The organism is Streptomyces sp. NPDC016309, assembly GCF_043077235.1.
Taxonomy (GTDB): Bacteria; Actinomycetota; Actinomycetes; order Streptomycetales; family Streptomycetaceae; genus Streptomyces.
The window spans coordinates 373,886-397,762 of the sequence record NZ_JBIBSG010000004.1; the positions used below are offsets into that span (position 1 = coordinate 373,886).

General features: G+C 74.9%; 20 protein-coding genes and 1 pseudogene. 3 read left to right on the forward strand and 18 right to left on the reverse strand.

Translation table 11 applies throughout. The annotated features are described in order from the left end of the window. Positions 1–4: 4 nt before the first annotated feature. The 13 genes from ACF068_RS12615 to ACF068_RS12675 form a co-directional block, all read right to left on the reverse strand. Positions 5–2,167, reverse strand: coding sequence for a xanthine dehydrogenase family protein molybdopterin-binding subunit (locus ACF068_RS12615; protein WP_392274195.1), 2,163 nt, complete (start codon positions 2,165–2,167; stop codon positions 5–7). A gap of 114 nt (positions 2,168–2,281) precedes the next feature. Continuing rightward, positions 2,282–3,298, reverse strand: a complete 1,017-nt coding sequence (locus tag ACF068_RS12620; RefSeq protein ID WP_392274196.1) for an FAD binding domain-containing protein — start codon at positions 3,296–3,298, stop codon at positions 2,282–2,284. Next, positions 3,295–3,954: a (2Fe-2S)-binding protein gene (locus ACF068_RS12625; protein ID WP_392274197.1), complete on the reverse strand. Its 660-nt coding sequence runs from the start codon at positions 3,952–3,954 to the stop codon at positions 3,295–3,297. The genes ACF068_RS12620 and ACF068_RS12625 overlap by 4 nt, the downstream gene beginning before the upstream one ends. Continuing rightward, the gene (locus ACF068_RS12630) at positions 3,954–4,433 is read right to left on the reverse strand and encodes a DUF5709 domain-containing protein (RefSeq protein WP_392274198.1); all 480 of its coding nucleotides are present in this window, start codon (positions 4,431–4,433) and stop codon (positions 3,954–3,956) included. The genes ACF068_RS12625 and ACF068_RS12630 overlap by 1 nt, the downstream gene beginning before the upstream one ends. A 173-nt stretch (positions 4,434–4,606) precedes the next feature. Further along, positions 4,607–4,774 (reverse strand): hypothetical protein, encoded by a 168-nt coding sequence (locus ACF068_RS12635; RefSeq protein WP_392274199.1) that lies wholly within the window; start codon positions 4,772–4,774, stop codon positions 4,607–4,609. Beyond that, complete coding sequence (locus tag ACF068_RS12640; RefSeq protein ID WP_392274200.1) at positions 4,771–5,556, reverse strand: phosphodiesterase; 786 nt, start codon at positions 5,554–5,556, stop codon at positions 4,771–4,773. The genes ACF068_RS12635 and ACF068_RS12640 overlap by 4 nt, the downstream gene beginning before the upstream one ends. 104 nt (positions 5,557–5,660) lie before the next feature. After that, positions 5,661–6,758, reverse strand: coding sequence for a glutamate--cysteine ligase (locus tag ACF068_RS12645; protein WP_392274201.1), 1,098 nt, complete (start codon positions 6,756–6,758; stop codon positions 5,661–5,663). Positions 6,759–6,931: 173 nt separating this feature from the next. Further along, positions 6,932–8,146, reverse strand: a complete 1,215-nt coding sequence (locus ACF068_RS12650) for a GNAT family N-acetyltransferase (protein ID WP_392274202.1) — start codon at positions 8,144–8,146, stop codon at positions 6,932–6,934. A 142-nt stretch (positions 8,147–8,288) separates the two neighbouring features. Then, positions 8,289–9,428, reverse strand: a complete 1,140-nt coding sequence (locus ACF068_RS12655) for an XdhC family protein (protein WP_392274203.1) — start codon at positions 9,426–9,428, stop codon at positions 8,289–8,291. Between the two features lie 48 nt (positions 9,429–9,476). Continuing rightward, entirely contained in the window at positions 9,477–10,919 is a 1,443-nt protein-coding gene (locus ACF068_RS12660) for an NCS2 family permease (protein WP_392274204.1), read from the reverse strand. Between the two features lie 266 nt (positions 10,920–11,185). Beyond that, a complete protein-coding gene (gene pucD, locus ACF068_RS12665) occupies positions 11,186–13,594 on the reverse strand; it encodes a xanthine dehydrogenase subunit D (RefSeq protein ID WP_392274205.1) in 2,409 nt (802 codons plus the stop codon). A 2-nt stretch (positions 13,595–13,596) separates the two neighbouring features. Further along, on the reverse strand, positions 13,597–14,208 hold the full coding sequence (locus tag ACF068_RS12670) for a (2Fe-2S)-binding protein (protein WP_392274206.1): 612 nt from the start codon (positions 14,206–14,208) through the stop codon (positions 13,597–13,599). 2 nt (positions 14,209–14,210) lie between these two features. Continuing rightward, complete coding sequence (locus ACF068_RS12675) at positions 14,211–15,101, reverse strand: FAD binding domain-containing protein (protein ID WP_392274207.1); 891 nt, start codon at positions 15,099–15,101, stop codon at positions 14,211–14,213. 350 nt (positions 15,102–15,451) lie between these two features. Between ACF068_RS12675 and ACF068_RS12680 the strand changes: the two genes are divergently transcribed. Then, entirely contained in the window at positions 15,452–17,185 is a 1,734-nt protein-coding gene (locus ACF068_RS12680) for a PucR family transcriptional regulator ligand-binding domain-containing protein (protein WP_392274208.1), read from the forward strand. 65 nt (positions 17,186–17,250) lie between these two features. Further along, entirely contained in the window at positions 17,251–18,102 is an 852-nt protein-coding gene (locus ACF068_RS12685; RefSeq protein ID WP_392274209.1) for a pentapeptide repeat-containing protein, read from the forward strand. Here ACF068_RS12685 and ACF068_RS12690 read toward each other — a convergent pair. From ACF068_RS12690 to ACF068_RS12705, 4 genes and pseudogenes are all read right to left on the reverse strand, one after another. Beyond that, on the reverse strand, positions 18,068–18,529 hold the full coding sequence (locus ACF068_RS12690) for a lasso peptide biosynthesis B2 protein (protein WP_392274210.1): 462 nt from the start codon (positions 18,527–18,529) through the stop codon (positions 18,068–18,070). The genes ACF068_RS12685 and ACF068_RS12690 overlap by 35 nt on opposite strands. Next, positions 18,526–18,780: a lasso peptide biosynthesis PqqD family chaperone gene (locus tag ACF068_RS12695; RefSeq protein WP_392274211.1), complete on the reverse strand. Its 255-nt coding sequence runs from the start codon at positions 18,778–18,780 to the stop codon at positions 18,526–18,528. The genes ACF068_RS12690 and ACF068_RS12695 overlap by 4 nt, the downstream gene beginning before the upstream one ends. 35 nt (positions 18,781–18,815) lie before the next feature. Continuing rightward, positions 18,816–20,636 (reverse strand): annotated as a pseudogene (locus ACF068_RS12700) (asparagine synthase-related protein); the annotation flags it as partial. A 25-nt stretch (positions 20,637–20,661) separates the two neighbouring features. After that, on the reverse strand, positions 20,662–20,772 hold the full coding sequence (locus ACF068_RS12705; protein WP_392274212.1) for a keywimysin-related RiPP: 111 nt from the start codon (positions 20,770–20,772) through the stop codon (positions 20,662–20,664). A 638-nt stretch (positions 20,773–21,410) separates the two neighbouring features. On the opposite strand from ACF068_RS12705, the gene ACF068_RS12710 reads away from it, so the two are divergent. After that, positions 21,411–22,172, forward strand: coding sequence for a hypothetical protein (locus tag ACF068_RS12710; protein ID WP_392274213.1), 762 nt, complete (start codon positions 21,411–21,413; stop codon positions 22,170–22,172). A gap of 127 nt (positions 22,173–22,299) precedes the next feature. Here the strand turns inward: ACF068_RS12710 and ACF068_RS12715 are convergent, their stop codons facing one another. After that, positions 22,300–23,694: a WD40 repeat domain-containing protein gene (locus ACF068_RS12715; RefSeq protein ID WP_392274214.1), complete on the reverse strand. Its 1,395-nt coding sequence runs from the start codon at positions 23,692–23,694 to the stop codon at positions 22,300–22,302. Positions 23,695–23,877: the final 183 nt, after the last annotated feature.

Sequence of the window (23,877 nt, forward strand, 5' to 3'; positions counted from 1 at the left end):
CGGGTCACCGCAAGGCCGGCAGCACCCGGTCGGGCGTCAGCGGCAGCTCGCGGAAGCGGACGCCGGTGGCGTGGTGGACGGCGTTGCCGATGGCGGCCGGGGTGCCGACGATGCCGATCTCGCCGATGCCCTTGCTGCCCATCGGGTTGAGGTGGGGGTCGTCCTCGTCGATCCAGTGCGCGTCGACGTCGGGGACGTCGGCGTGGCTCGGCACGTGGTAGGAGGCGAGGTCCCGTTCGGCGAAGTCGCCGAAGGCGGCGTCCATGGTGCTGTGCTCGGTCAGGGCCATGCCCAGTCCCATGGTCATCCCGCCGATGAACTGGGAGCGGGCGGTTCGCGGGTTGAGGATCCGTCCGGCGGCGTACACGCCGAGCAGCCGTCGCACCCGCACCTCCCCCGTGACGGTGTCGACCCGGACCTCGGCGAAGTGGGCGCCGAAGGCGTGGCGGGCGAACGGCCGGGTGCGCCCGGTCACCTCGGTGGTGTCGGCGACGGCCGTGACGCCCTCCGCCGGCAGCGGGCCGGTGTGCCGGGCGAGCCGCTCGGCCAGCCGCGTGCAGGCCTGGTGGACGGCCCAGCCCCAGGAGGCGGTGCCGGACGACCCGCCGGCGAGCGGGGCGTGCGGCAGCCGGGTGCTGCCGATGCCGATCGTCACGGAGCCGAGGGCGACGCCCAGCACGTCGGCGGCGATCTGGGCGAGCACGGTGCGGGCGCCGGTGCCGATGTCGGTGGCGTTGACGCGGATGTCGTAGCCGCCGTCGTGGAGCGCGGTGGCGGTGGCGGTGGACGGTGAGACGAGCACCGGGTAGGTGGCGGCGGCGACCCCGGTGCCGGTGAGGTACGGCCCCTCGCGGCGGACGCCGGGGCGCGGGTCGCGGTCGGACCAGCCGAACCGGCGGGCGCCCTCGCGCAGGCAGGCGACGAGGTTGCGGCTGCTGAAGGGCAGGCCGCTGTCCGGTTCGGTGGCGGGTTCGTTGCGTACGCGCAGCTCCACCGGGTCGAGGCCGAGGGCGTCGGCGAGTTCGTCCATGGCCGACTCCAGCGCGTACATGCCGGGTGCCTCGCCGGGTGCGCGCATCCAGGAGGGGCTGGGGACGTCGAGGGGGACGACGCGGTGGTCGGTCAGGCTGTGCGGCGACGCGTACATCACCCGTGCGGGGACGCCGGCCTGCTCCACGAACTCCTTGACGCGGGAGGTGTGGGTGGTGACCTCGTGGCCGACGCCGACGAGGGTGCCGTCGTGCCCGGCGGCGAGCCGGACGCGCTGGATGGTGGGCGCGCGGTGGCCGACCACGGCGGCCAGGTGGTTGCGGGGCAGGGCGAGCTTGACCGGCCGGCCGGTGTGGCGGGCGGCCATCGCGGCGAGCACCACGTGCGGGCGCGGGGTGCCCTTGGCGCCGAACCCGCCGCCCACGTGCTCGGAGACCACCGTCACCCGGTCCTCGGGGAGGCGGAACAGGGCGGCGAGGGTGCGGCGGACGGGGCTCGCGCCCTGGCTGGAGTCGTACACCGTCAGGTGCGCCCCGTCGCCCTCGCCGTCCCAGCGGGCGAAGGCGGCGTGGGGCTCCATGGGGTGGTTGTGCAGCGGCGGGACGCGGTACGTGACGTCCACCCGGACGGGCGCGGCGGCGAAGGCCCCCTCGGCGTCCCCGCGCTCGGTGCGGGCGGGCTGGCCGCCGTTGGCCGTGTCGGGGCGGTAGGCGCGCGGGTGGTCCTCGGTGAGGGTCACGTCGTGCGGTTCGGTGGCGTACGTGACGTGGACCGCGCGGGCGGCGGCGCGGGCGTCCTCCAGCGTCTCGGCCACCGCGAGGGCGACGTACCAGCCGCGGTGCGGCACGGCGGTGTCCTGGAGGACCGCGAGCGTCGGGTCGTCGGCCTCGCCGAGCCGGGGTGCCGTGTCGGGGGTGAGGACCGCGAGGGTGCCGGGCAGGGCCAGAGCGGCCGCGGTGTCCACGGCGGTGACCCGGCCGCGGGCGACGGTCGCGGGGACGGGCCAGGCGTAGGCGCAGTCGGGCGGGGTGTGGGCGTGCTCGGTGGCGTAGTGGGCGGTGCCGGTGACCTTGTCGCGGCCCTCGAGGCGCTCGGCGCCGGTGCCGAGGGCGGGAGCGGGCGCGGCGGGCACCCGGGCGTGGCTGCGGCTGCGCGTGGAGGGCGCGGTGGGGGGCATCGCTGGTCTCCGGTTCTCCGGTTCTCCGGTTCTGCGGGGGCGGCGGGGCGGGGGGCCCGGGAGGGGCGGTCGGGGCGGAGGGGCGGGCCGGGGCGGTCGGGGCCGCCGGGGGCGTCACCCGGGGGGTGGCGGGGTTCCCGGGGCGGGGTGGGCGGCCAGTTCGGCCAGGACGCGGCAGGCCAGGTTGTGGGCGAGCGGCACCTTGAAGGCGTTGTCCCTCAGCGGCTGCGCCACCCCCAGTTCGGCCTGGACCGCGTGCGCGATGGCGTGTTCGGTGGGCCTGGCGCCGAGCAGCGCGGTCTCCGCCAGGCGCGCCCGCCACGGGCGGTGGGCGAGGCCCCCGAAGGCCAGCCCCACCCGCCGTACGGTCCCGTCCCCGGCGAGGTCGAGGACGGCGGCGACGGAGGCGAGCGCGAAGGCGTACGAGGCCCGGTCGCGGGCCTTGCGGTACGCGGACGGGAGCCCCGCCGCGGCGGCCGGGAGGACGACCGAGGTGATCAGTTCGCCGGGCCCGACCACGGTGTCCCGTTCGGGGTGGTCGCCGGGCAGCCGGTGGAACTCGGTCACCGGGACGGTCCGGGCCCCGTCCGGGCCGTGCAGTTCGACGGTGGCGTCGAGGGCGGCGAGCGCGACGGCCATGTCGGACGGGTGGGTCGCCACGCAGTGCGCCGAGTGGCCGAGCACCGCGTGGTCCCGGTGGACGCCGTCGCGGGCGCCGCAGCCGCTGCCGGGCACGCGTTTGTTGCACGGCTTGGAGGTGTCCTGGAAGTAGGGGCACCGGGTCCGCTGGAGCAGGTTGCCCCCGGTGGTGGCGACGTTCCGAAGCTGGCCGGACGCTCCGGCGAGCAGCGCCTGCGACAGGACGGGGTACCGGTCGCGTACCAGCGGGTGGGCGGCCAGGTCGCTGTTGCGCACGGTCGCGCCGACGCGCAGGGCCCCGTCGGGCAGCTCCTCGACGGTGTCGAGCGGCAGCCTGCTGACGTCGACGAGCGTGTCGGGGGTCTCGACCCCGAGCTTCATCAGGTCGACCAGGTTGGTGCCGCCGGCGAGGTAGCGGGCGCCGGGCCGGGCCGCGTGGGCGGCGGCGGCCTCCTCGACGCTCCTGGCGCGTACGTAGGCGTAGGGCTTCACCGGGTCACGTCCTCGACGGCGGCGACGATGTTGGGGTAGGCACCGCAGCGGCAGAGGTTGCCGCTCATCCGTTCGCGGATCTCGTCGGGCGTCAGCTCCACGGGGCCCTGCCCGGCCGGCCGGTCCGGATCGGTGACATGGGAGGGGTGCCCGGCGGCCGCCTCGGCGAACACGCCCACGGCCGAGCAGAGCTGTCCGGGGGTGCAGTAGCCGCACTGGAAGGCGTCCCGGTCGAGGAAGGCCCGCTGGAGGGGGTGGAGCTCCCCACCGGCGGCCAGCCCCTCCACGGTGATCACCTCGGCCTCGTCCTGGGCGACCGCGAGGAGCAGGCAACTGTTGGCGCGCCGCCCGTCGACCAGCACGGTGCAGGCACCGCACTGCCCGTGGTCACAGCCCTTCTTGGCGCCGGTGAGGCCGAGGCGCTCGCGCAGGAGGTCCAGCAGCGTCGTCCGGTGGTCGACGGTGAGGCTCCTGGGCTCGCCGTTCACCTGGAGGGTGATGGCCGACCGGGTGGCGGGGGCGGTCCCGGGGGCGGCGGCGGGCCCGGGAGCGGCGGCGCCGGTGTCCGTCCCCGCCGCCGGGGCCGCCTCCGCTCCCGCTCCCGCATCCGTCCCCGCCGGATGCCGGTCGTCCTGCGGCTGGTGCGCGGCGCCCATCAGAGGGTCTCGTCGCCCTCGTCGGGGACGGTGTGCATGGCGGCCTCCTCGGCGGACGCCGCGGCTCCGGCGATGCCGACGTCCCGGGCGACGACGTCCTTCTCCTCGTCCGGGCGGGCGCCCTCGTCGGGGGCGACGAGCCGGCCCGAGCGCTCCCGGCCGACCTGGTCGTCGATGGGTTCGCCGTCACCACCGGGGAGGTCGCCGATCCCGTTGGAGTCGTCGGGCTCCTGGAGGGCGGGGTCAGGCACCTCTTCCGACAGCCGCTGGTCGAGCGTCTCGCCCTCACGCTGCTCCCGGGCGGTGGTGCCGACGTGGTTGACGGCGAGGGGCCGTTCGGGCGGGGACCAGCCCTCGTCGTACGGGTCGGCCTCACGGTCCGACAGGGTGTCCTCGGGGTCGAGGATCCCGTCGTCCTCCCTCCCCTCGGCGTCGTCCGGCTGGTAGACCTCGTCGCCCATCGCGTTCTCGGTTCCCATGGTGCGGCTCCCGTGTACGGCTCCTGGTGCTGTATGCCTGATCGCGTATCCAGACTGGATCAGGTCACACATCCCGGCATTCCGGGCGGGGCGGGCCGGGCGCGCCGGAGGTTGCCGGGCGCGGCGCGGCGCGGGGCACGGGCAGGCGCGGCCCGGGAGCGGGAGCGGGCGCGCTACTCGGCCTGGTCCCGGCCGGTGTGGGCCAGGTCCCAGGACAGCATCCGCTCGGCCTGCCGGTGGGTGAGCTCCGCGAGCTTTCTCGCCTCGTCGAGCACGTCGCCGTGCTCCTCGACGAGACGGTCGTAGATCGGCGATGCGGCGGCGGTGTGGCGGGCTATCACGGGCGGTCGCTCCTCGGGCCTGGCGTGCCGGGGCGGTCCCGGCGCCCCGGCATCTGCCCCGGGGCGGGCGGATCATGCGGATCCGGGGGCCGGTCGGAGCGGCCGTGGCGGGATCCGCTGTAGGCGGCGGCGCGCAGGCCGTGCAGCCGACGGGTGGGGTGCAGCCCGGGCAGGCCGTGGCGGTACGGGTCGTAGGTGGGTGTCGTCCGCTCCGGGTACGGCTCCGCGGCACGGACGGTGAGGGTGGCGAGGGCCCGCCAGGGCTCGTCCGGGGCGGCCGCCCGCAGCTCGAGGCGGACGGGGCCGTGGTCCAGGGCCCGGCGCAGCGCGGCCGGTTCCCCGCGCACCCGGTGCCCGTGGGGTAGGGGGAAGGCCGCGACCACCCGCTCCCGGTCGCCCACCCGGTAGGCCAGGAGGGTGGAGTACGGGCCGCCCAGGGCGTCGCGCCGGGGGCGGGGCACATGGCGGCCCAGCCGGCCCGCGCCGCTGGTGGTCAGCAGCAGGTCCAGCGGGGCGTCGGGGCCGCCCGCCGCCTCGACGCGCAGCGCCAGGCCGAGTCCGTCGGGCCAGCCCGCCGGCAGCCCCGCCGCGCGCGACCAGCGCATGGTCACGCCGTAGCGCCCCGGCCGGTCGAGGAACGGCACGTTCCACGGGGCGGCGGCGCCGGTTCCGGGTACGTCCAGGGTTCCCGCGCAGGTCAGGCCCTGGGGATGGAGGGCCGGTGCGGAGCGCCGCCGGGCGATGCGCCGCGCCGCGCCGAAGGCCTGCCTCTCGATCGCCACACCGGCTCCTTCCGTGTCGGGGAGGCCCGGGTACCCCGTCCGGCGAGACGCAAAGGGGACGCCCCGCGGCGGCGACGGCCGGCCGAAGAAGCCGTCCCGGGCGCCTAACGGCCCTCCTGGGTGCGGCGGACGCACGCGGCGACGACGTCGCGGAGGCTGCCGGTGCGGCGCAGCAGCTCGCGCTGGACGCGGGCCCCGTTGCCGCCGGCGAGCAGTTCGGCGATGCCCTGGCGGGCGTGCGCGAGGTCGCCGTTGTCGTCGAGGGCCTGCTCGATGTGGCCGAGCAGGGCGTGGACGACCCGGTCGGCGGGAGCGGGGCGCATGGTGAGCGGGTGGATCAGTTCGTCGTCCAGGCCGGAGCGGGCGGCCCGCCAGGCGGCGGCGCGCAGCAGGCCGACGCCGTGGCGGCCGGGTGGTTCGCCCTCGCGCCACTCGCGGGCGGCGGTGTCCACCAGGCCGCGGGTGAGGGTGGCGAGCAGGACGGTGGTCGAGGCGTCGAGGCAGACGTCGGCGGCGCGGACCTCGACGGTCGGGTAGTGGCGGGACAGCCGGGCGTCGAAGTAGATCATGCCCTCGTCGTGCAGGATCCCGGTGGCGAGGAGGTCCCGCACCTGCTGGTGGTACCGGTGGGCGGAGCCGAAGACCTCGACGGGGCCGGCGGAGGGCCAGCGGCCCCACACCCGGCTGCGGTAGCTGCTGTAGGCGCTGTCGTAGCCCTGCCAGAAGGGCGAATTGGTGCTGAGCGCCAGCAGGACGGACAGCCAGGGCCGTATCCGGTCCAGGACGCCGACGCCCTCTTCGTCGGACTCGACCGAGACGTGGACGTGGCAGCCGCAGGTGAGCTGTTCCAGCGCGGTGAGGCCGAACTGCCGCTGGATCCAGCGGTAGCGGTCGCCCTCGGTGAGGGCGGGGCCGGCGGGCAGCGGCGAGGTGGCGAGGGCCGCGACCGCCGCGCCCGCCTCGGCCGCGTGCCGCGCCGCCTCGGCCCGCCGGCGCTCGATCTCGGCGCCCAGCTCCTTCATACCGGTCTGGGGGTACGTGGCGAACTCCAACTGCTGGCCCTGAAGTTCCTTGGTGAAGGCGTGGGCCCTGCCGCGGCTCTCCCTGGCGGCGGCGGCCAGCACGGCGGTGGACAGGGCACACGGCTCGCCGGTCCGCGGGTCCACCAGGAGGAGTTCCTCTTCCACTCCGACAGTGCGCAACGGAAACCACCTTTCCGATCGCATCCAGCGGGGACTGCGCGGGACGCACCATCATCCCTGCCGGACGGGTTCCGCGCACCGGTCCACCGCTCCTGTGCGGGGGATGTGGCGGGTTCCCGACGCCGTCGGCCTGAACCGCATCGCGTCCCGCGTCCCACCGGTCGCCGGGCGGCTCAGAACTCGTCGCCCGTGTTCGGCAGCAGGTCGGTGCGCAGGGCGGTGTCGAGCCGGGCCGCGGCGCCGGGGGTGTGCTCCGTCACCAGTCCGGCGCGCACCAGATGCCGCACTTCCGCGCCGCCCAGGTAGCAGGCGGCCAGGTCCCGGACGTCCAGGGTCAGGTCGGGGGCGTCGGTGCTCGGCCGGTACGAGCGGGCGCCCGGCCCGGCGGTGAGGCGGAACCTCCCGGCGTTGGCCGGGAGGTGCTGGTCGAGGACCTCCAGGACGAGGTCGACGGGCGCGGCCCAGGACCGGCCGGTGAGCGCCGCCCGTACGTCGACCAGCCGGAGCCAGAGGCCGGGGAACCGGCCCGTGATCCGGACCTGGTCGCGGTCGGCGGCGAACAGCGGCAGCGGGTCGTCCAGGGGGCGGCCCCAGGCGCGGACGGTGCCGGTGAGGTCGATGGAGGCCACGTACCGCCAGAGGGCGGCGGCCGCGGCGGCGTCGTCGGCCTCCAGTTCGTCGACCCGGACCACGCCGGGTGTTCCGGTGCCGTCGTCGCCCGGTTTGGTGCGGTAGACGGCGTACCCGGCGAGGGGGTCGCCGAGGGCGACGATCCGGGGCGGGGACAGCGCGTCGTCCTCCTCGTCCTCCTCGGCCAGCCATTCGCCGCGCCACCGCTCGGCGTCCCGGGCGATCCGGCCGGCGCGGGCGGCCCGGGTGGCGTCGTGGTACGGGCCGAGGAGGGCGGGGGCGTCGGCCGGGTCGACCAGCCGCAGGGGGCGCGGGTCGGGCTCCACGCGGAGGGCGAGGGGGCGCCGGGAGTCGATCTCGACGGAGAGGATCTCCATCGCGGGGCCGAAGCCGAAGCGGCCGTAGATGGCGTCCTCGGAGGCCCAGAGCGCGGCGAGCGGCCGGCCCTGCCGCGCGCCGCGGCGGAACAGCTCGGCGATCATCGCGGTGAGCACGCCGCGCCGGCGGTGGGTGGGCGCGACGGAGACGAACGTCAGCCCGGGGCAGGGCAGGTCGCCGCCGGGGACGGAGAGGGTGAAGCGGTGGGCGGCGAGGAACCCGACCAGGGTGTCGCCGTCGTACGCCCCGATGCGCTCGCACTGGAGCACCAGCTCCCGGTGGTGCTTGCGCCGCTCCTCCTCCGGCTTGTCGTGGAAGACCAGGTACACGAGTTCCATGGCCCGGTCCACATGGGCCTCGGGCACATCGCGGATGTCCATCCCTGGACTCTAGGGCGTGATAACGAACAGGTCACGGGGGTTTTCCGCCGCTTTGCCCGGGGGCCTTCCCCCGGCTGGGCGATCCGCGGGCCGGCGGGCGCTGCCGGCGGCCCGGGCCGGCGGCAGCGCTCGCCGGTGTGGTTCAGGCGACCGAGCCGATGCGGCCGGCCGGGGCGGCGTCGGGACCGTCGTGGTGGATCGGGGTGTGGGCGCCCGTCAGGGACGCCCCGCTGCCCCCGCGCCGGGCCGCGACGATCTCGGCGCCGATGGACAGCGCGGTCTCCTCGGGCGTACGGGCCCCGAGGTCGAGGCCGATCGGGGAGCGCAGCCGGGCCAGTTCCAGCTCGGTCACCCCGACGTCGCGGAGGCGCTTGTTGCGGTCCTGGTGGGTGCGGCGGGAGCCCATCGCGCCGATGTAGGCGACGGGAAGCTTGAGGGCCAGTTCGAGCAGGGGGACGTCGAACTTGGCGTCGTGGGTGAGGACGCACAGCACGGTGCGGCCGTCGACCTCGGTGCCCGCCAGGTACTCGTGCGGCCAGGCGACGACCACCTCGTCCGCCTCGGGGAAGCGGGCGGGCGTGGCGAACACCGGGCGGGCGTCGCAGACGGTGACGTGGTGACCGAGGAACTTCCCCACCCGGACCAGCGCGGCCGCGAAGTCGATCGCCCCGAAGACGATCATGCGCGGGGCGGGGACGCTGGACTCGACGAGCAGGGTGAGCGGCTGCCCGCAGCGGGAGCCGTCCTCGCCGATGGTGACGGTGCCGGTGCGCCCGGCGTCCAGCATGGCGCGGGCCTCGCCGGCGGCCGTCCGGTCGAGCTCGGGGTGGCCGCCGAGGCCGCCCTCGTACGTGCCGTCGGGGCGGACCAGGAGGGCGCGGCCCATGAGCCCGGACGGGCCGTCGGTGATCCGGGCCAGAGCCGCCGCCTCCCCTCCGGCGGCGGCTCGGAGCACGGCGGGGTAGACCCCGCCGCGGACCGGGGTGACGAGGATGTCGATGACGCCGCCGCAGGTCAGTCCGACCGCGAAGGCGTCCTCGTCGCTGTAGCCGAAGCGCTCGAGGACGGTTTCGCCGTCCTGGAGCGCCTGCCGGCAGAGTTCGTAGACCGCGCCCTCCACACATCCGCCGGAGACCGACCCGATCGCGTTGCCCTCGCCGTCGACGGCGAGCGCGGCGCCCGGTTGCCGGGGCGCGCTGCCGCCGACCGCCACCACGGTGGCGACGGCGACGTCACGTCCCTGCTCGACCCACCGGTGGAGCTCCTCGGCGATGTCCAGCATGTCGGCCTCCTTGGGAAGGTTCAGGTGTGTGGAGGGCCCGGCCCCGCGTCAGTGACCGGTACCCGTGGCGAAGTAGAAGATGAACACCGCCGAGAGGACCCACATCAGGATGCTCGGCTCGCGCCACTTGCCCTGGGCGGCCTTGATGGCGCAGTACGCGATGACACCCGCGCCGACACCGGTGGTGATGGTGTACGTGAACGGCATCAGCACGACCGTGAGGAACACCGGGACGGCGATGGACCAGTCGGTCCAGTCCACGTGCCGGGCGTTCTGGAGCATCATCGCGCCGATGACGACCAGGGCGGCGGAGGCCACCTGGCCCGGCACGAGCTGCGTCAGCGGCGTGAAGAACAGGCACGCGGCGAAGAACAGGCCGGTGACGGTGGCCGACAGGCCCGTACGGGCACCTTCGCCGACACCCGTGGCGGACTCGATGAAGACGGTCTGGCCGGAGGCTCCGGAGACACCGCCGATCGCACCGCCGGCGCCGTCGATGAACAGCGCCTTGCTCAGGCCCGGCATGCGGCCCTGGGCATCGGCCAGCTTGGCCTCCTGGCCGACGGCGATGATGGTCGCCATGGCGTCGAAGAAGCCGGCCAGCACCAGGGTGAAGACGATCATGCTGACGGTGGCGTAGCCGAGCTTCTCCCAGCCGCCGAACTCGACCATGCCCAAGAGCGAGAAGTCCGGCATCGAGACGACGCTGCCGTGCAGGACGGGGGCCTTGCCGCCCCACTCCGCCTCGCTGATGAGGCCGGTGGCGGTGCCGACGACGGAGATGATCGTGCCGGCGACGATGCCGAGGAGGATCGCCCCGGGCACCTTGCGGGCCTGGAGCATGAAGATCAGCAGCAGGGTGAAGGAGAACAGCACGACCGGCCAGCCGGTGAGCGATCCTCCGACGCCGAGGGTGACCGGGCCGCCGCCCTCGCCCTTGCCGACGAACCCGGCGTTGACGAAGCCGATCAGCGCGATGAAGAGGCCGATGCCCATCGTGATGCCGTGCTTCAGCGCCAGCGGTATGGCGTTCATGATGACTTCACGGACACCGGTGACCACCAGCAGGCAGATCACGGCGCCGTAGATGACACACATGCCCATGGCCTGCGGCCAGGTCATGTCCGGGGCGACCTGCGTGGAGATGACGCCCGCGACACTCAGTCCGGCCGCGAGGGCGAGCGGGACCTTGCCGATGAAACCCATCGCCAGAGTGGTGACCGCTGCTGCCAGGGCGGTCGCGGTGATCAGCGCGGGCTGGCTCAGCTTGTCGCCGAGCGAGTCCTCACCGCCGAGCAGCAAGGGGTTGAGCAGGAGGATGTAGGCCATCGCCATGAAGGTGGTGATGCCGCCGCGCACCTCTCGCGCGACCGTGGATCCTCTGTGGGTGATGTGAAAGTACCGGTCGAGCCAAGACCGTCCGGCGGGGACGCGGGAACCGGGTCCCGCGTCTTCGGCGACGGTCTTCGGCTCCACTGACGACTGGGTCATGGTGCCTACTCCCAAGGTTCAAAGGGGCACCCGCATGCCCGGGGGCAAAGACTGCGGGATTTGGGATGCTGCGTGGGCTGCACGACCCGGGGGACGGCCCGAGACGAACGGGGATGAGCGGTGCTGCGGGGATGTGGTGCGCGGGGGGTTGGTGCGTGGGGGTGAGCGGGGATCGGGACGGACGGGGACGGTGGGGGGGGGATGCTCCGGGCGGTGCGGGCGGTGGAAGTGTGACGTTCCCGGGAGGCCGGCACCGCCCGGAGGGTCTACAGGGTGCCGGTGAGGTGCTCGGGGCGTACCGGCGTCTTGTTGAGCTCCAGACCCGTCGCGTTCCGGATCGCCGCGAGGACGGCCGGGGTGGACGAGAGGGTCGGGGCCTCGCCGATGCCGCGCAGGCCGTAGGGCGCGTGGTCGTCGGCGAGTTCGAGCACGTCGACCGGGATGGTCGGGGTGTCGAGGATGGTGGGGATCAGGTAGTCCGTGAAGGAGGGGTTGCGCACCTTCGCGGTCTTGGGGTCGACGATGATCTCCTCCATGACCGCCACGCCCAGGCCCTGGGTGGTGCCACCCTGGATCTGGCCGACGACGGACAGCGGGTTGAGCGCCTTGCCGACGTCCTGGGCGCAGGCCAGCTCGATGACCTTGACCAGGCCGAGCTCGGTGTCCACCTCGACGACCGCGCGATGCGCGGCGAAGGAGTACTGGACGTGTCCGTTGCCCTGGCCGGTGCGGAGGTCGAAGGCCTCGGTGGGGCGGTGGCGCCACTCGGCCTCGATCTCGACGGCCTCGTCCTCCAGGACGTCCACCAGGTCGGCGAGGACCTCGCCGCCGTCGGTGACGACCTTGCCGCCTTCGAGCAGCAGCTCGGCGGTGGCCCAGGCGGGGTGGTAGGTGCCGAGCTTGCGGCGGCCGATCTCCAGGACCTTCTCGCGGACGAGCTCGCAGGAGTTCTTCACCGCGCCGCCGGTGACGTACGTCTGCCGGGAGGCGGAGGTGGAGCCGGCGGAGCCGACCTGGGTGTCGGCCGGGTTGATGGTCACCTGGGTGACGCCCAGCTCGGTGCGGGCGATCTGCGCGTGGACGGTGATGCCGCCCTGGCCGACCTCCGCCATCGCGGTGTGGACGGTGGCGACCGCCTCACCGTTGATGACCTCCATGCGCACCTTGGCGGTGGAGTAGTCGTCGAAGCCCTCGGAGAAGCCGACGTTCTTGATGCCGACCGCGTAGCCGACGCCCCGGACGACGCCCTCGCCGTGCGTGGTGTTGGACAGGCCGCCGGGCAGCGCGCGCACGTCGGCGCCCTCGGTGGACTCCCACTGGCGCTCCGGCGGCAGCGGGCGGGCCTTGACGCGGCGCAGCAGCTCGGCGACCGGGGCGGGCGAGTCGACCGGCTGGCCGGTCGGCATCAGGGTGCCCTGCTCCATGGCGTTGAGCTGCCGGAATTCCACCGGGTCCATGCCCAGCTCCTTGGCGAGCTTGTCCATCTGGGCCTCGTACGCGAAGCACGCCTGGACCGCGCCGAAGCCGCGCATGGCGCCGCAGGGCGGGTTGTTGGTGTAGAGCGCGACGGCCTCGATGTCGACGTCGTCGATGACGTACGGGCCGACGGCGAGCGAGGAGGCGTTGCCGACGACGGCCGGGGAGGCCGAGGCGTAGGCGCCGCCGTCCAGCACGATCCGGCACTTCATGTGCGTGATCTTGCCGTCCTTGGTGGCGCCGTGCTCGTACCAGAGCTTCGCCGGGTGGCGGTGGACGTGGCCGAAGAAGGACTCGAACCGGTTGTAGACGATCTTGACCGGCTTGCCGGTGCGCAGCGCCAGCAGGCAGGCGTGGATCTGCATCGACAGGTCCTCGCGGCCGCCGAAGGCGCCGCCGACGCCGGAGAGCGTCATCCGGACCTTGTCCTCGGGCAGGCCGAGGACGGGGGCGATCTGGCGGAGGTCGGAGTGCAGCCACTGGGTGGCGACGTACAGGTCGACGCCACCGTCCTCGGCCGGCACGGCCAGGCCGGACTCGGGGCCGAGGAAGGCCTGGTCCTGCATGCCGAAGACGTACTCGCCGGAGACGATCACGTCGGCCCTCTTGGCGGCCTCGTCGGCGTCGCCGCGGACGATCGGCTGGCGGTGCACGATGTTCGGGTGCGGTACGTGGCCGGCGTGGTGGTCGTCGCGGCCCGGGTGCAGCAGCGGCGCGCCGGGGGCGGTCGCGGAGGCCTCGTCGGTGACGACGGGCAGCTCCTTGTACTCGACCTTGATCTTGGCGGCCGCGCGGCGGGCGGTCTCCGGGTGGTCGGCGGCGACCAGGGCGACCGGCTCGCCGTGGTGGCGGACCCGGCCGTTGGCGAGGACCGGGGTGTCCTGGATCTCCAGGCCGTAGTTCTTGACCTCGGTGGGCAGGTCCTCGTAGGTGAGGACGGCGTAGACGCCGGCCTGGGCGAGGGCCTCGGAGGTGTCGATGGAGACGATCTCGGCGTGCGCGACCGTGGAGCGGAGGATCTGGCCCCACAGCATGTCCTCGTGCCACATGTCCGAGGAGTAGGCGAACTCGCCGGTGACCTTGAGGGTGCCGTCGGGGCGGAGCGTGGATTCGCCGATGCCGCCCTTCGTCCGGGAGCCCTGCGTGACCTTGGTGGGGGTGCCGGCGGGGGCGGCGGCGACTCGGGTGTGCTGCGACATGGTCAGACCGCGCCTTCCTGAAGCCCTTGACGCTCCTGGCGGGCGGCCGCGAGGCGGACGGCGTCCAGGATCTTCTCGTAACCGGTGCAGCGGCAGAGGTTGCCGGAGAGCGCCTCGCGGATGTCCTCGTCGGACGGGGAGGGGTTGCGCTCCAGCATCTCGTCGGCCGCGACGAGCAGGCCCGGGGTGCAGAAACCGCACTGCACGGCGCCCGCGTCGATGAAGGCCTGCTGGATCGGGGAGAGCTCGGTGCCCTCACCGGTCTGGGAGTCGGTTCCCTTGGCGGACCACTGCTGGGCGGCCTGGAGGGAGGTGCCGTCGCCGCACGCGCCGGTGCCGCACGCGCCGCTGTGCTCGGCACGCTGCTTGGCGAAGTCGGCGAGGCCCTCGACGGTGACGACCTCGCGGCCCTCGACCTGGCCGGCGGCCACGAGGCAGGAACAGACCGGGACGCCGTCCAGGCGGACCGTGCAGGAGCCGCACTCGCCCTGCTCGCAGGCGTTCTTGGAACCGGGCAGGCCCAGACGCTCACGAAGGACGTAGAGGAGGGACTCGCCCTCCCAGACGTCGTCGGCCTCCTGGGGGCGTCCGTTGACCGTGAAATTGACGCGCATCGTTATGCAGCTCCTTCAAGGGTGCGGCCGGTGCCGCGGTACTGCTCCCAGGTCCAGCCGAGCGTGCGGCGGGCCATGATGCCGACGGCGTGACGGCGGTACTTGGCCGTGCCCCGTACGTCGTCGATCGGGTTGCAGGCCCCGGAGGCGAGCTCCGCGAACTGCTTGGCGATCGAGGGAGTGATGATCTTGCCGCTCTCCCAGAAGCCGCCCTCCTCGAGCGCGGCGTTCAGGAATTCCTCGGCCTCCTTCGCCCGGACGGGTGTCGGGGCGGCCGAGCCGATGCCGGTCCGCACGGTCCGGCTCTCGGGGTGCAGGGCCAGACCGAACGCGCACACCGCGATCACCATCGCGTTGCGGGTACCCACCTTGGAGTACTGCTGCGGCCCGTCGGCCTTTTTGATGTGGACGGTCTTGATGAGCTCGTCCGGCTGGAGCGCGTTGCGCTTCACGCCCGTGTAGAACGCGTCGATCGGGATGAAGCGGGAGCCGCGCACGGACTCCACCTCCACCTCGGCACCGGCCGCCAGCAGGGCGGGGTGCGCGTCGCCGGCCGGGGACGCCGTACCCAGGTTGCCGCCGACACCGCCGCGGTTGCGGATCTGCGGCGAGGCCACGGTGTGCGAGGCGAGCGCCAGGCCGGGCAGCTCGGCCCGCAGGTGCTCCATGATCTGGGTGTACGGAACGGAGGCGCCCAGCCGGACGTTCTCCTCGCCGACCTCCCACTCGCGGAGCAGCTCGATGCGGTTCAGGTCCAGCAGGTACTCGGGCCGCCGGTGGTCGAAGTTGATCTCGACCATGACATCGGTGCCACCCGCGATGGGTACAGCCGTGGGGTGCTCGGCCTTCGCGGCGAGCGCCTCCTCCCAGCTGGCGGGGCGAAGGAAGTCCATGAGTGGCTCTCTTCTACGTGATCCGGTGATCAGGGTCCGGCGGTCGTGATCCTGGCGATCGACGTGTCCGGTTCCGCGTGATCAAGTGGTTCGCTGGGACTCGGGGACGGCCGGCCCATGTCGTCGTCTGGTGTTCATGTGCTGTTGACGCGTTGTGGCTTCAGTACACCCAGCGGTGCTCCGCCCGGTGCAGTCACCGAAACCATGAAGGAGTTGGCTGGCCGCCCCGTTCGTCTTGTAGATTCGAACGAAAGGCGAGGAGCAGTAGCCTCTCCGTTTCCCCCTGGAAACGGTGGCCACGGGTCACCGGCAACAACGAGACACCCACGAGACAGATCGGCGGCGATCACATGCGGCTGCGCGCACTGCTGGAAACCGATGCGCTGGGGCTGCGGCTGCTCGGCGGCGAGGACGAGCTCGACCGCACGGTCCGCGGCGTGATGACGACGGACCTGCGGGACCCCAGCCGGTACCTCTCCGGCGGCGAACTGGTGCTCACCGGCCTGGCCTGGCGGCGGGACGCGGACGACTCCGAGCCCTTCGTCCGGATCCTCTCCGGCGCCGGTGTCGCGGGCCTGGCGGCCGGCGAGGCGGAACTGGGGGCGATTCCGGACGATCTGGTCCAGGCGTGTTTGCGCCACCGGCTCCCCCTGTTCGCGGTGAACGAATCCGTTGCGTTCGCAACCATTACCGAGCATGTTGTTCGACAGGTGTCGGGCGAGCGGGCCGGGGACCTCGCCGCTGTCGTCGATCGCCACAGAAGGTTGATGACGTCCGGGCCGGCGGGTGGCGGACCGGAGGTGGTCCTGGACCTGCTCGGCTCCGACCTGGGCCTTCACGCCTGGGTGCTGTCGCCGACCGGGCGGCAGATCGCCGGCGCCGGAGCCCCGCTGCCGCCGGGGATCGGTGCCGCCCTGGCCGGTGAGCACCTGTCCGCCACGCGCACCGGGCGGCGCGGCCCGCACCGGGCGGTCGCGCGGGGAACGACGTACTCGCTCTTCCCGATCCGGAACACCGGGCGCGGTGCCGCCCCGGCGTCACGGGACGTGCGCGAGACCGTGCTCTCCGACTGGCTGCTGGCCGTCGAGGCGGACGCCGGCGACTGGCCGGCCGCCCGGCTGGACCTGTTGCAGGGCGTCACCCAGCTCATCGCCGTGGAGCGGGACCGGCGGGACGCGGCGCGTACGGTACGGCGCCGGCTGGCCCAGGAGGTCCTGGAGCTGGTGCAGACGGGCGCCGCCCCCGCCGAGATCGCCGCCCGGCTGCGGGTGGCCGCGCCGGTGCTGCTGCCGGGGCTCGGGGCCGCGCCGCACTGGCAGGTCGTGGTGGCCCGGGTCGAGTGGGGCGAGGAGGGCGCGGGGGCGCCGGGCATCGAGGGCGGACCGGTGGCCCAGTCGCTGCTGGAGGAGATCCTGGTGGACCCGGGGACGGCCGGCCCCGACTCGGCCGACCGCATCGCGGTGGCCCACACCGGGGACGAGGCCATCGCCCTGGTGCCGCTGCCGGCGGTGCCGGAGCCCGAGCCGGAGGCGGACGGCGATACCGCGCCGGAGGAGGAGGGGGCGGCCCCCGCCGACGGCACCGGCGGTGGACTGCACGCCGACGCCCTGCTCGCCACGGTACGGGGCCCCCTCTCGGCGGGCCTGGCCGACGACGGGCGCCTCACCCTGGGCGTGAGCGCCGCCGTGCACTCGGCCGAGGGGCTGCGCGGCGCCCTGGAGGAGGCGCGGCACGCCCGGCGCGTGGCGGCGGCGCGGCCGGGGCGGGTGTGCGCGGCCGGGCACCACGAGCTGGCGTCGCACGTGCTGCTGCTGCCGTTCGTGCCGGACGACGTGCGGCGGGCTTTCACGGCCCGGCTGCTGGACCCGCTGCGCGACTACGACCGGCGCCACCGCGCGGAATTGATCCCCACGCTGGAGGCGTTCCTGGACTGCGACGGGTCGTGGACCCGCTGCGCCGGCCGGCTCCACCTGCACGTCAACACCCTCCGGTACCGGGTGGGCAGGATCGAGCAGCTCACGGGACGCGACCTGTCGCGGCTGGAGGACAAGCTGGACTTCTTCCTGGCGCTGCGCATGTCCTGACACCGCGCCACCATCCTTGCCCCCTTCCCCTCCCCCACCTCCTACGGAAAGCGGAACATCACGTGATGTCCGGACGATCGGACACCCGGGCGGACGCCGGCGCGGACACCCTGCGCGGCGACTGCGCCAACTGCTTCGGCCTGTGCTGCGTCGCCCTGCCCTTCGCGGCCTCGGCGGACTTCGCCGTCGACAAGCCCGCCGGCACGCCCTGCGCCAACCTGGCCGCCGACTTCCGGTGCGGCATCCACGAGCGGCTGCGCGACCGCGGGTTCACCGGCTGCACCGTGTACGACTGCTTCGGCGCGGGCCAGAAGGTCTCCATGATCACCTTCGGCGGCCGGGACTGGCGGCAGGACCCGGACACGGCCCGGCGGATGTTCGCCGCCTTCCCCGTCGTACGGCACCTGCACGAACTGCTGACGTACCTCACCGAGGCACTGACGGTGGAGCCCGCCCGGTCCCTGCACGGCGAGCTGCGCCGCGTGCTGGAGGAGACCGAGCGGCTGACGCTCCTGACCCCCGAGGAGCTCACCGCCCTCGACCTGGACGCACACCGCCGGATCGTCGGGGACCTGCTGCTGCGGGTGGGCGAGCTGGTGCGCGCGGGCGTCCCGGGCGCGAAGGGGAGGAAGAAGAACCGCCGGGGCGCCGACCTCATGGGCGCCCGCCTCACGGGGACCGACCTGCGGGGCGCGAGCCTGCGCGGCGCCTACCTGATCGGGGCCGACCTCAGCGGCGCCGACCTGCGCCAGGCCGACCTCCTGGGCGCCGACCTGCGCGACGCGAAGCTGGCGGGCGCCGACCTCACCGGTGCGCTCTTCCTCACCCAGCCGCAGCTCAACGCGGCGCGCGGCGACGCCCGCACGGTGCTCCCGGCACGGCTCACCCGCCCCTCCCACTGGACTCCGGAGTCGTAGGCGCCGGGCGCGCGGGGCCCACCGCGAGCAGGCGGGCGAAGTAGCCGTCGGGCATCGGCTCCCCCACGGGCCGGCCGTCCGCCTCGACCCAGGCGTGGGCGTTGAAGGGCGGCACCACGCTCACCCCGGTGCACCACGTCGGCCAGCTCCCGGTGAGGCGGCACAGCAGCGCGGTGCCCAGCGAGCGGGGCAGGCACCCCTGCGGCCCGGCGCACCGCAGGCTCACCGCGCACACGGCGTCGCGGGCGGCCCGGGTCCGGGCGGCGGAGGCGGGCCGCGCCCCGCGCCGCACCACTTCCAGCACCGCGCGGATGCGGCGCGGCGGCAGCAGGGACAGCAGCACCGCGGGGACCAGCACCAGCCGGGCGGCCAGCCGTCGGGCGAAGGGCACCCCGACGGGGACCTCCAGGGCGCTCGGTGTGGTCATGCGACCAGCCCCGAGGCGCGCAGTTCGGCCACCAGCGCGGCGACGTCCTCGCGGGCCCCGGCCGGGTCGATGTCGTACGCCTCGGCCAGCGCGGCGGCGGCGGCCGCCTCGTCGCCGCCGTCCATCAGCACACGGACGATCAGCGTCCCGGTGGGGTTCAACTCCCAGTAGTGTCCGCTGCGTTGGTCCAGGAGGACGGTGCCGTACCCGGTTTCGGTGGTGGAGACGTCGGCTCCGAAGCGCAGTGCCATGGTGACTTCCCTTCCGTGGAGGGCCCCGTCCGGCGCGCCAGGGCGCGCAGCCAGACCTCGCAGGCGATCGTCGAGTAGAGGATGGCGTCGCGCAGCCCCGGCGCCGAGGGCCGCTCGGCGAGCCGGCGCAACGCCCCGCCGTCCACCAGGCCGAGGCGTTCGAGGTACGGTTCCTCCCACAGGGCCATCAGTTCGGCGCGGTGTTCGCGCAGGCCGTCGGCGGCGTCCATGGAGGCGGCCGCCTTGGTGGCGCGCCGCAGGCAGACCTCCGGCACGATGCCGCGCATGGCGGTGGTGAGGAGCGGCTTGTACGCCCAGGGGGTGACGCGTTCCTCGGGACGGACCGTGAGGCACGCCTCGATCACCCGGTCGTCGAGGAACGGCGAGGCCATCGGCACCCCGGCCCCGGCCGCCATGCCGTCCCACTGCCGGATGACGCGGGTGCAGGAGCGGATCTGTGCCAGGTCGGCGTGCAGGCCCCGGTCCGGGTGCAGCGGGGTCGCGGTGCGGGCGGCCTCGTGCAGGGCCCGCCGCGCCGTGTGCACCGCGTCGGGGGTCACCCAGTCGAAGAGGCGTGGGGGCACGCCCCAGCCGAGGCCGGTGGTCACCGAGTCGGGCAGCGGGTCGTGCAGGTGGCCGGCCGTGTCGGCGAGCCAGGCGCGGTAGGGCCGGGAGTCGGCGAGGGCCCGCAGGGTGCCGCCGAGCGGCCACCGCCACAGCGCCTTGAACCCGCGCAGTTGCCGGAGGGCCAGCAGCGGGCGCCGGCGGGCGAGCCGGTGGTAGTAGGCCTCGGAGCACCAGGCCACGTGGTCTCCGCCGATGCCGGTCAGGTGCACCCGGCTGCCCCGCGCCGCCATGGCGGGCAGGTGGTGGAGCACCCGTGCGCGGTCCATGACGCCGATGGTGGGCTCGTCCAGTACGTCGTCGATGTCGAGCAGCCCGCTGTAGACGAGCGGGGAGTCCTCGGCGTCCCAGACGACGTGCTCGGCGCCGGGGAGGAACCGGGCGGCCCGTTCGGCCCACTGGAGGTCGGTGTCGGCGGGGTCGCGGCCGGGCCAGGTGCTGGCCACCAGCCGGGCGGGCGAGCGGTCGGCGAGGAAGCAGACGGTGGTGGAGTCCAGTCCGCCGGAGAGGTCGCAGCTCACCACGCCGCCGCGGCGGGTGCGGGCGTCGACGGCCTCGGTGAGGGCTTCGCGGACCCGCGGCGCGCCGGCGGCGAGCGGCCGGACCGGCTCGGGCGGCCGCCACCAGCGCGAGTGGCGCACGGTGCGCCCGTCGGCGGCGACGACGAGGGCGTGCCCGGGCGGTACGGCGGTGACGCCGCGCCACATCGACGCCTCGCCGAGCGGGTGCGGGACGGGCCACAGCAGGCGGGCGGCGAGCTGCTCCTCGTCCGGGGCGAGGCCGAGCGCGGCGGCGAGCACGTCGGCCCGGGTGGCGGCCACGGGCACGCCGTCGATCCGGGCGTGGAAGAGCAGCCGGAGGCCGGACGCGGTGCCCTGGGCGCGGAGGCGTCCGTCCAGCGTGGCCAGCAGGTGGAAGCTGCCGGGAAGCGTACGGGCCGGTGCGTCGAGCTGGGTGAGGTCGCGCAGCCGGGTCGCGTGGCGGTGGAGTTCCTCCGGTCCGGCAGGGCAGCAGCCGATGAGGGCGACGGCGGCGGAGCCCGCCCGGGCGGTCACCATCTCCTCGTCGTGCCAGTGGCCGACGATCCAGGGGCGTCCCGAGGGGTGCGGCAGGCTGCGCGTGCCGGGGCGGGTGAAGAGCCGGGCCACGGCGGCCGCGGCGTCGTGGTCGGGAAAGGCCACGACATGCGCGTCGCCGGGGCCCGGGCCCGCACTTTCGTGCGCTTCGGTCATGAGGCCGGTCGATCGCCGTCGGCCGTCAGTTCTTGCTCAGGATGAGCCGGTCGTTGCCCGAATGCCCCAGCAGTCCGGTCTTCCGTCGGAACGTTCCCAGCCGGACGAGCGTCGGCGCCTCGTAGGCCTTCTTCATGACGTCTCCTTCTGCTCGGTTCACCACCCGCCCCGCAATGGCGGGTGGCCGTGCTTCGGAAGGTAGACGGGGGTCACGGGGACACCGCAACCGTTGATCGGTTGCTCATATCGTATGTTTTTACAGGGGTGTTGAGCCGATACGGAGCACCGCACTCCGCGGCTGGAATCCGCCTGTCGCCGCCCCGTCGGCCCGCCCGCTCCCAGGAGAATCGTTTCCATCTGCACGCTTGTTGGCGCGAGCGGCGGCCGTATCCCGTGGCAGCGCACGTCGGCGCCCGGCGCGGGAACCGGTGCCCGCGCGCCGTTCCCGTACCTCACCCTTCCACGGCGAGCGCCCTCCCCGACACCCCGTCGCACCAGGCCGAAAGTGCACCGGTCGGCGGCCGCGGAGCCGTCCGGCCGTGTGCCGGACCACCGCGATGAGGTCGCCATTCACTCGTTCGGGTGGAGCGGCGGACCCTTCGGGGAGGTGTCCGGAAGTACCTCCCGGGCGCCGTGCGACTGGCCGGCGCGGCGCCCGGGGATTGTGAATGAATTCACCTGACCCTCTTGGCCGGACGTCGGTTCCGTGCTGAGATTCTCCGGACCCAACAGCTCAATGGCGCGCTCGGGGAGGGCAATGTGGCGCATACCGCCATGTCTGGTTCCGGAACGACCGCAAGCGACGATCCCCTCCAGACCGCGGTATGGCGGCTGCGCTCGCGCGGCTGTTGGACCGACGCGGCCGCCCTCCTCGCGCCCGGCGCGGACGACCCCGCCGTCGCCCTCCAGCGCGCCGCCCTGCTGATCGAGCGGTGCCTCTACACCGAGCAGGGATGGGCCGAGGCGGAGGACGCCCTGCGTGTCGCGGAGGCCATCGCACAGGACGACGAGGAGCGAGGCGCGGCCGCCTGCGAACGCGGCCATCTGGCCTACGCGTCGACCCTGCTGGGCGTACGGGACCGGGCCGACGAGGCACGGGCGGCGCTCGGCCGGGCGGCCGCGCTCATCGCCCCCTCCGCGCCCGGCCGCCCCCTGCTGGACTTCCGGCGCGGTCTGGTCGCCCAGAACCTCGGGGACTCGCCGCAGGCCGCCCGCGCCGCGTACCGGCGCGCCCACGCGGGCGCCACCACCCAGGGCGACGCCCTGCTGCTGTCCGCCACCTGGCGGCACCTGGCCGGACTGGCGCTGCGCGAGGGCGAGTTGACGGAGGCCCGGCACGGGTTCGCCGAGTCGCTGCGGCTGCGCGAGGAGCTGGGTTACCTGGTCGGTACGGCGCCCGCGCTGGTGGCCCTGGCGGACGCCGAACCCGAACCCGAGGCGGCCCGGCTGCGCGCGGAGGCCCGGCGGCTGTTCCAGTTGCTCGGCGGCGTCCCGACCTGGCTGGCGGCGCGGCTGGCGCCGACCGCGGCCGCCTGACGACCGCGGCGCGCGGCACACCGGCACGCGGCACGCCGGCACGGCAGCCGGCGAACCGCCGCCGCCGAGGCGCCGGTCGGCGTGGGGCGTACGCCACGAACACCGGTCAGCGGTCAGCGGTCAGCGGTCAGCGTCGGGGCGCGAGGCACAGCAGCGCCTCGTCCATGCCGACGACCAGCGCGCAGTCCTCGCCGTCCGCGCCGTCCGCCGTGAGCGCCACCGCGCGGACAGGCGGCCCGGGTCGGAATTCCGCGCGCCGGCCATCCGGCCCGTACAGCTCCACCAGTCCGTCGCCCCAGGCGACCGCGAGCGCCGGTCCGCCGGGGGTGTCCGCCGCGTGCAGGGCGACGACCGGGCAGGGGCGTTCGGCGAGCGGCGCGGGCCGCGGGCCGGCGCCCGGGGTCCAGGACCGCACGGTGCCGTCCGCGCCGCCGCTGTACACCCGCGGTCCGGGCGACGCGACGGCGGCCACGGCCGTGACCCGGCCGCTGTGCGCCGCCGCCTGGTGGACGCCGGTCAGGCCGAACGCGTGGAGGGAGCCGACCCGGTCCCCGACGACCACCGTGCCGCCCGCCGCGGCGAGCGCGGTGCCCGGGTGGGCCGCCAGGGTCGCCGCGACGGCGTCGGCGAGCGGGTCCGGGCGCGGGACGTGCAGCCGCCCCCGCTCGTCCAGCAGCAGGAGGGTTCCGCCCGGGAGGCACGCGAGCGCCGTCGCTGGGCGCCCCCCGGGATGCGCCGGGGTCCCGGCGGGCGACCCGTCGGCGGTGTGCAGCGCCCGTACGGTGCCGGGGCGGACGGCGACCAGGAGTCGCCCGGGCTCCGGGGCGGCGCAGATCGCCAGGGCGGTGACCGGACCGGGCCACGGCGGGCTCACGTCGCCCCGGGCGCGGGTCCAGCGCACGCGCCAGGGCTCGAGGGCGGCGAGCCGTTCCAGGGCGGGCCGCAGCCGGGGGTCGGCGGCGTCGTCGAGGGCGGCCAGCAGGACGAGGGCGCGCCGGGACGGCGCCTGCTCGCGGCACAGCGACTGGCCGGCGCGCAGCCACGCGGGGCGCAGCCCGCCGTGATGGTCCCCGCCCGCGTCCCCGGCGCCGTAGCGCGCGGTGACCCGCCAGGGGTCGGCCGCGCAGACGGCACCCGGGTCGTCGGGGTCGAAGCCCCCGGCCACCCCTCCCCCTTCCGACGGGCGCCGGGCGCCGGGGGGCGGGGTCGGGGACGGGGGCCGCTCGGGCCAGGAGGCCGGCGCCGCGTCCGGGCGGGCGCACAGCCGCACGTGGGCGGGCGAACCGTCGCCGACGCCGACCACCAGGTGGAAGCCGTCCAGGTCGGCCAGCCACTCGATCAGGTCGGCCACCCGTTCCGGCTCGTGCGCGGCGTCCAGGTCCGGGAGGACGAGCACCACGCGCCGGATGCCGGCCGTCAGCACCTGGACCAGCTCGCCCGGGGTACGGGCCACCACGCCGAGCCGGTCGGCGATCGCCCACGCCGCACCGAGCGCGCTCCGCCCCGCCAGCGGCACCCTCACGCACCCGTCCGGCAGGGGCGTGGCCGGGCCGCCGCCGCCGGTCACTAGCACCAACCGCGGCAGCCCCGGACCACCCGGCCCCACCGGTCCGCGCAGTTCCACGAGACCGCCGGGTCCCACGAAACCACCCGGGTCGCCCGGCCCCACCGGTCCGCCCGGACCCACCCGGCCACCCGGCCCCGC

Excerpts from the sequence above, each read along its gene's own strand:
- ACF068_RS12615 (WP_392274195.1), bottom strand. The coding sequence starts at position 2,167 with ATGCCCCCCACCGCGCCCTCCACGCGCAGCCGCAGCCACGCCCGGGTG.
- ACF068_RS12625 (WP_392274197.1), bottom strand. The coding sequence starts at position 3,954 with ATGGGCGCCGCGCACCAGCCGCAGGACGACCGGCATCCGGCGGGGACG.
- ACF068_RS12630 (WP_392274198.1), bottom strand. The coding sequence starts at position 4,433 with ATGGGAACCGAGAACGCGATGGGCGACGAGGTCTACCAGCCGGACGAC.
- ACF068_RS12650 (WP_392274202.1), bottom strand. The coding sequence starts at position 8,146 with ATGGACATCCGCGATGTGCCCGAGGCCCATGTGGACCGGGCCATGGAA.
- ACF068_RS12655 (WP_392274203.1), bottom strand. The coding sequence starts at position 9,428 with ATGCTGGACATCGCCGAGGAGCTCCACCGGTGGGTCGAGCAGGGACGT.
- ACF068_RS12660 (WP_392274204.1), bottom strand. The coding sequence starts at position 10,919 with ATGACCCAGTCGTCAGTGGAGCCGAAGACCGTCGCCGAAGACGCGGGA.
- pucD (WP_392274205.1), bottom strand. The coding sequence starts at position 13,594 with ATGTCGCAGCACACCCGAGTCGCCGCCGCCCCCGCCGGCACCCCCACC.
- ACF068_RS12670 (WP_392274206.1), bottom strand. The coding sequence starts at position 14,208 with ATGCGCGTCAATTTCACGGTCAACGGACGCCCCCAGGAGGCCGACGAC.
- ACF068_RS12675 (WP_392274207.1), bottom strand. The coding sequence starts at position 15,101 with ATGGACTTCCTTCGCCCCGCCAGCTGGGAGGAGGCGCTCGCCGCGAAG.
- ACF068_RS12680 (WP_392274208.1), top strand. The coding sequence starts at position 15,452 with ATGCGGCTGCGCGCACTGCTGGAAACCGATGCGCTGGGGCTGCGGCTG.
- ACF068_RS12685 (WP_392274209.1), top strand. The coding sequence starts at position 17,251 with ATGTCCGGACGATCGGACACCCGGGCGGACGCCGGCGCGGACACCCTG.
- ACF068_RS12690 (WP_392274210.1), bottom strand. The coding sequence starts at position 18,529 with ATGACCACACCGAGCGCCCTGGAGGTCCCCGTCGGGGTGCCCTTCGCC.
- ACF068_RS12695 (WP_392274211.1), bottom strand. The coding sequence starts at position 18,780 with ATGGCACTGCGCTTCGGAGCCGACGTCTCCACCACCGAAACCGGGTAC.
- ACF068_RS12705 (WP_392274212.1), bottom strand. The coding sequence starts at position 20,772 with ATGAAGAAGGCCTACGAGGCGCCGACGCTCGTCCGGCTGGGAACGTTC.
- ACF068_RS12710 (WP_392274213.1), top strand. The coding sequence starts at position 21,411 with ATGTCTGGTTCCGGAACGACCGCAAGCGACGATCCCCTCCAGACCGCG.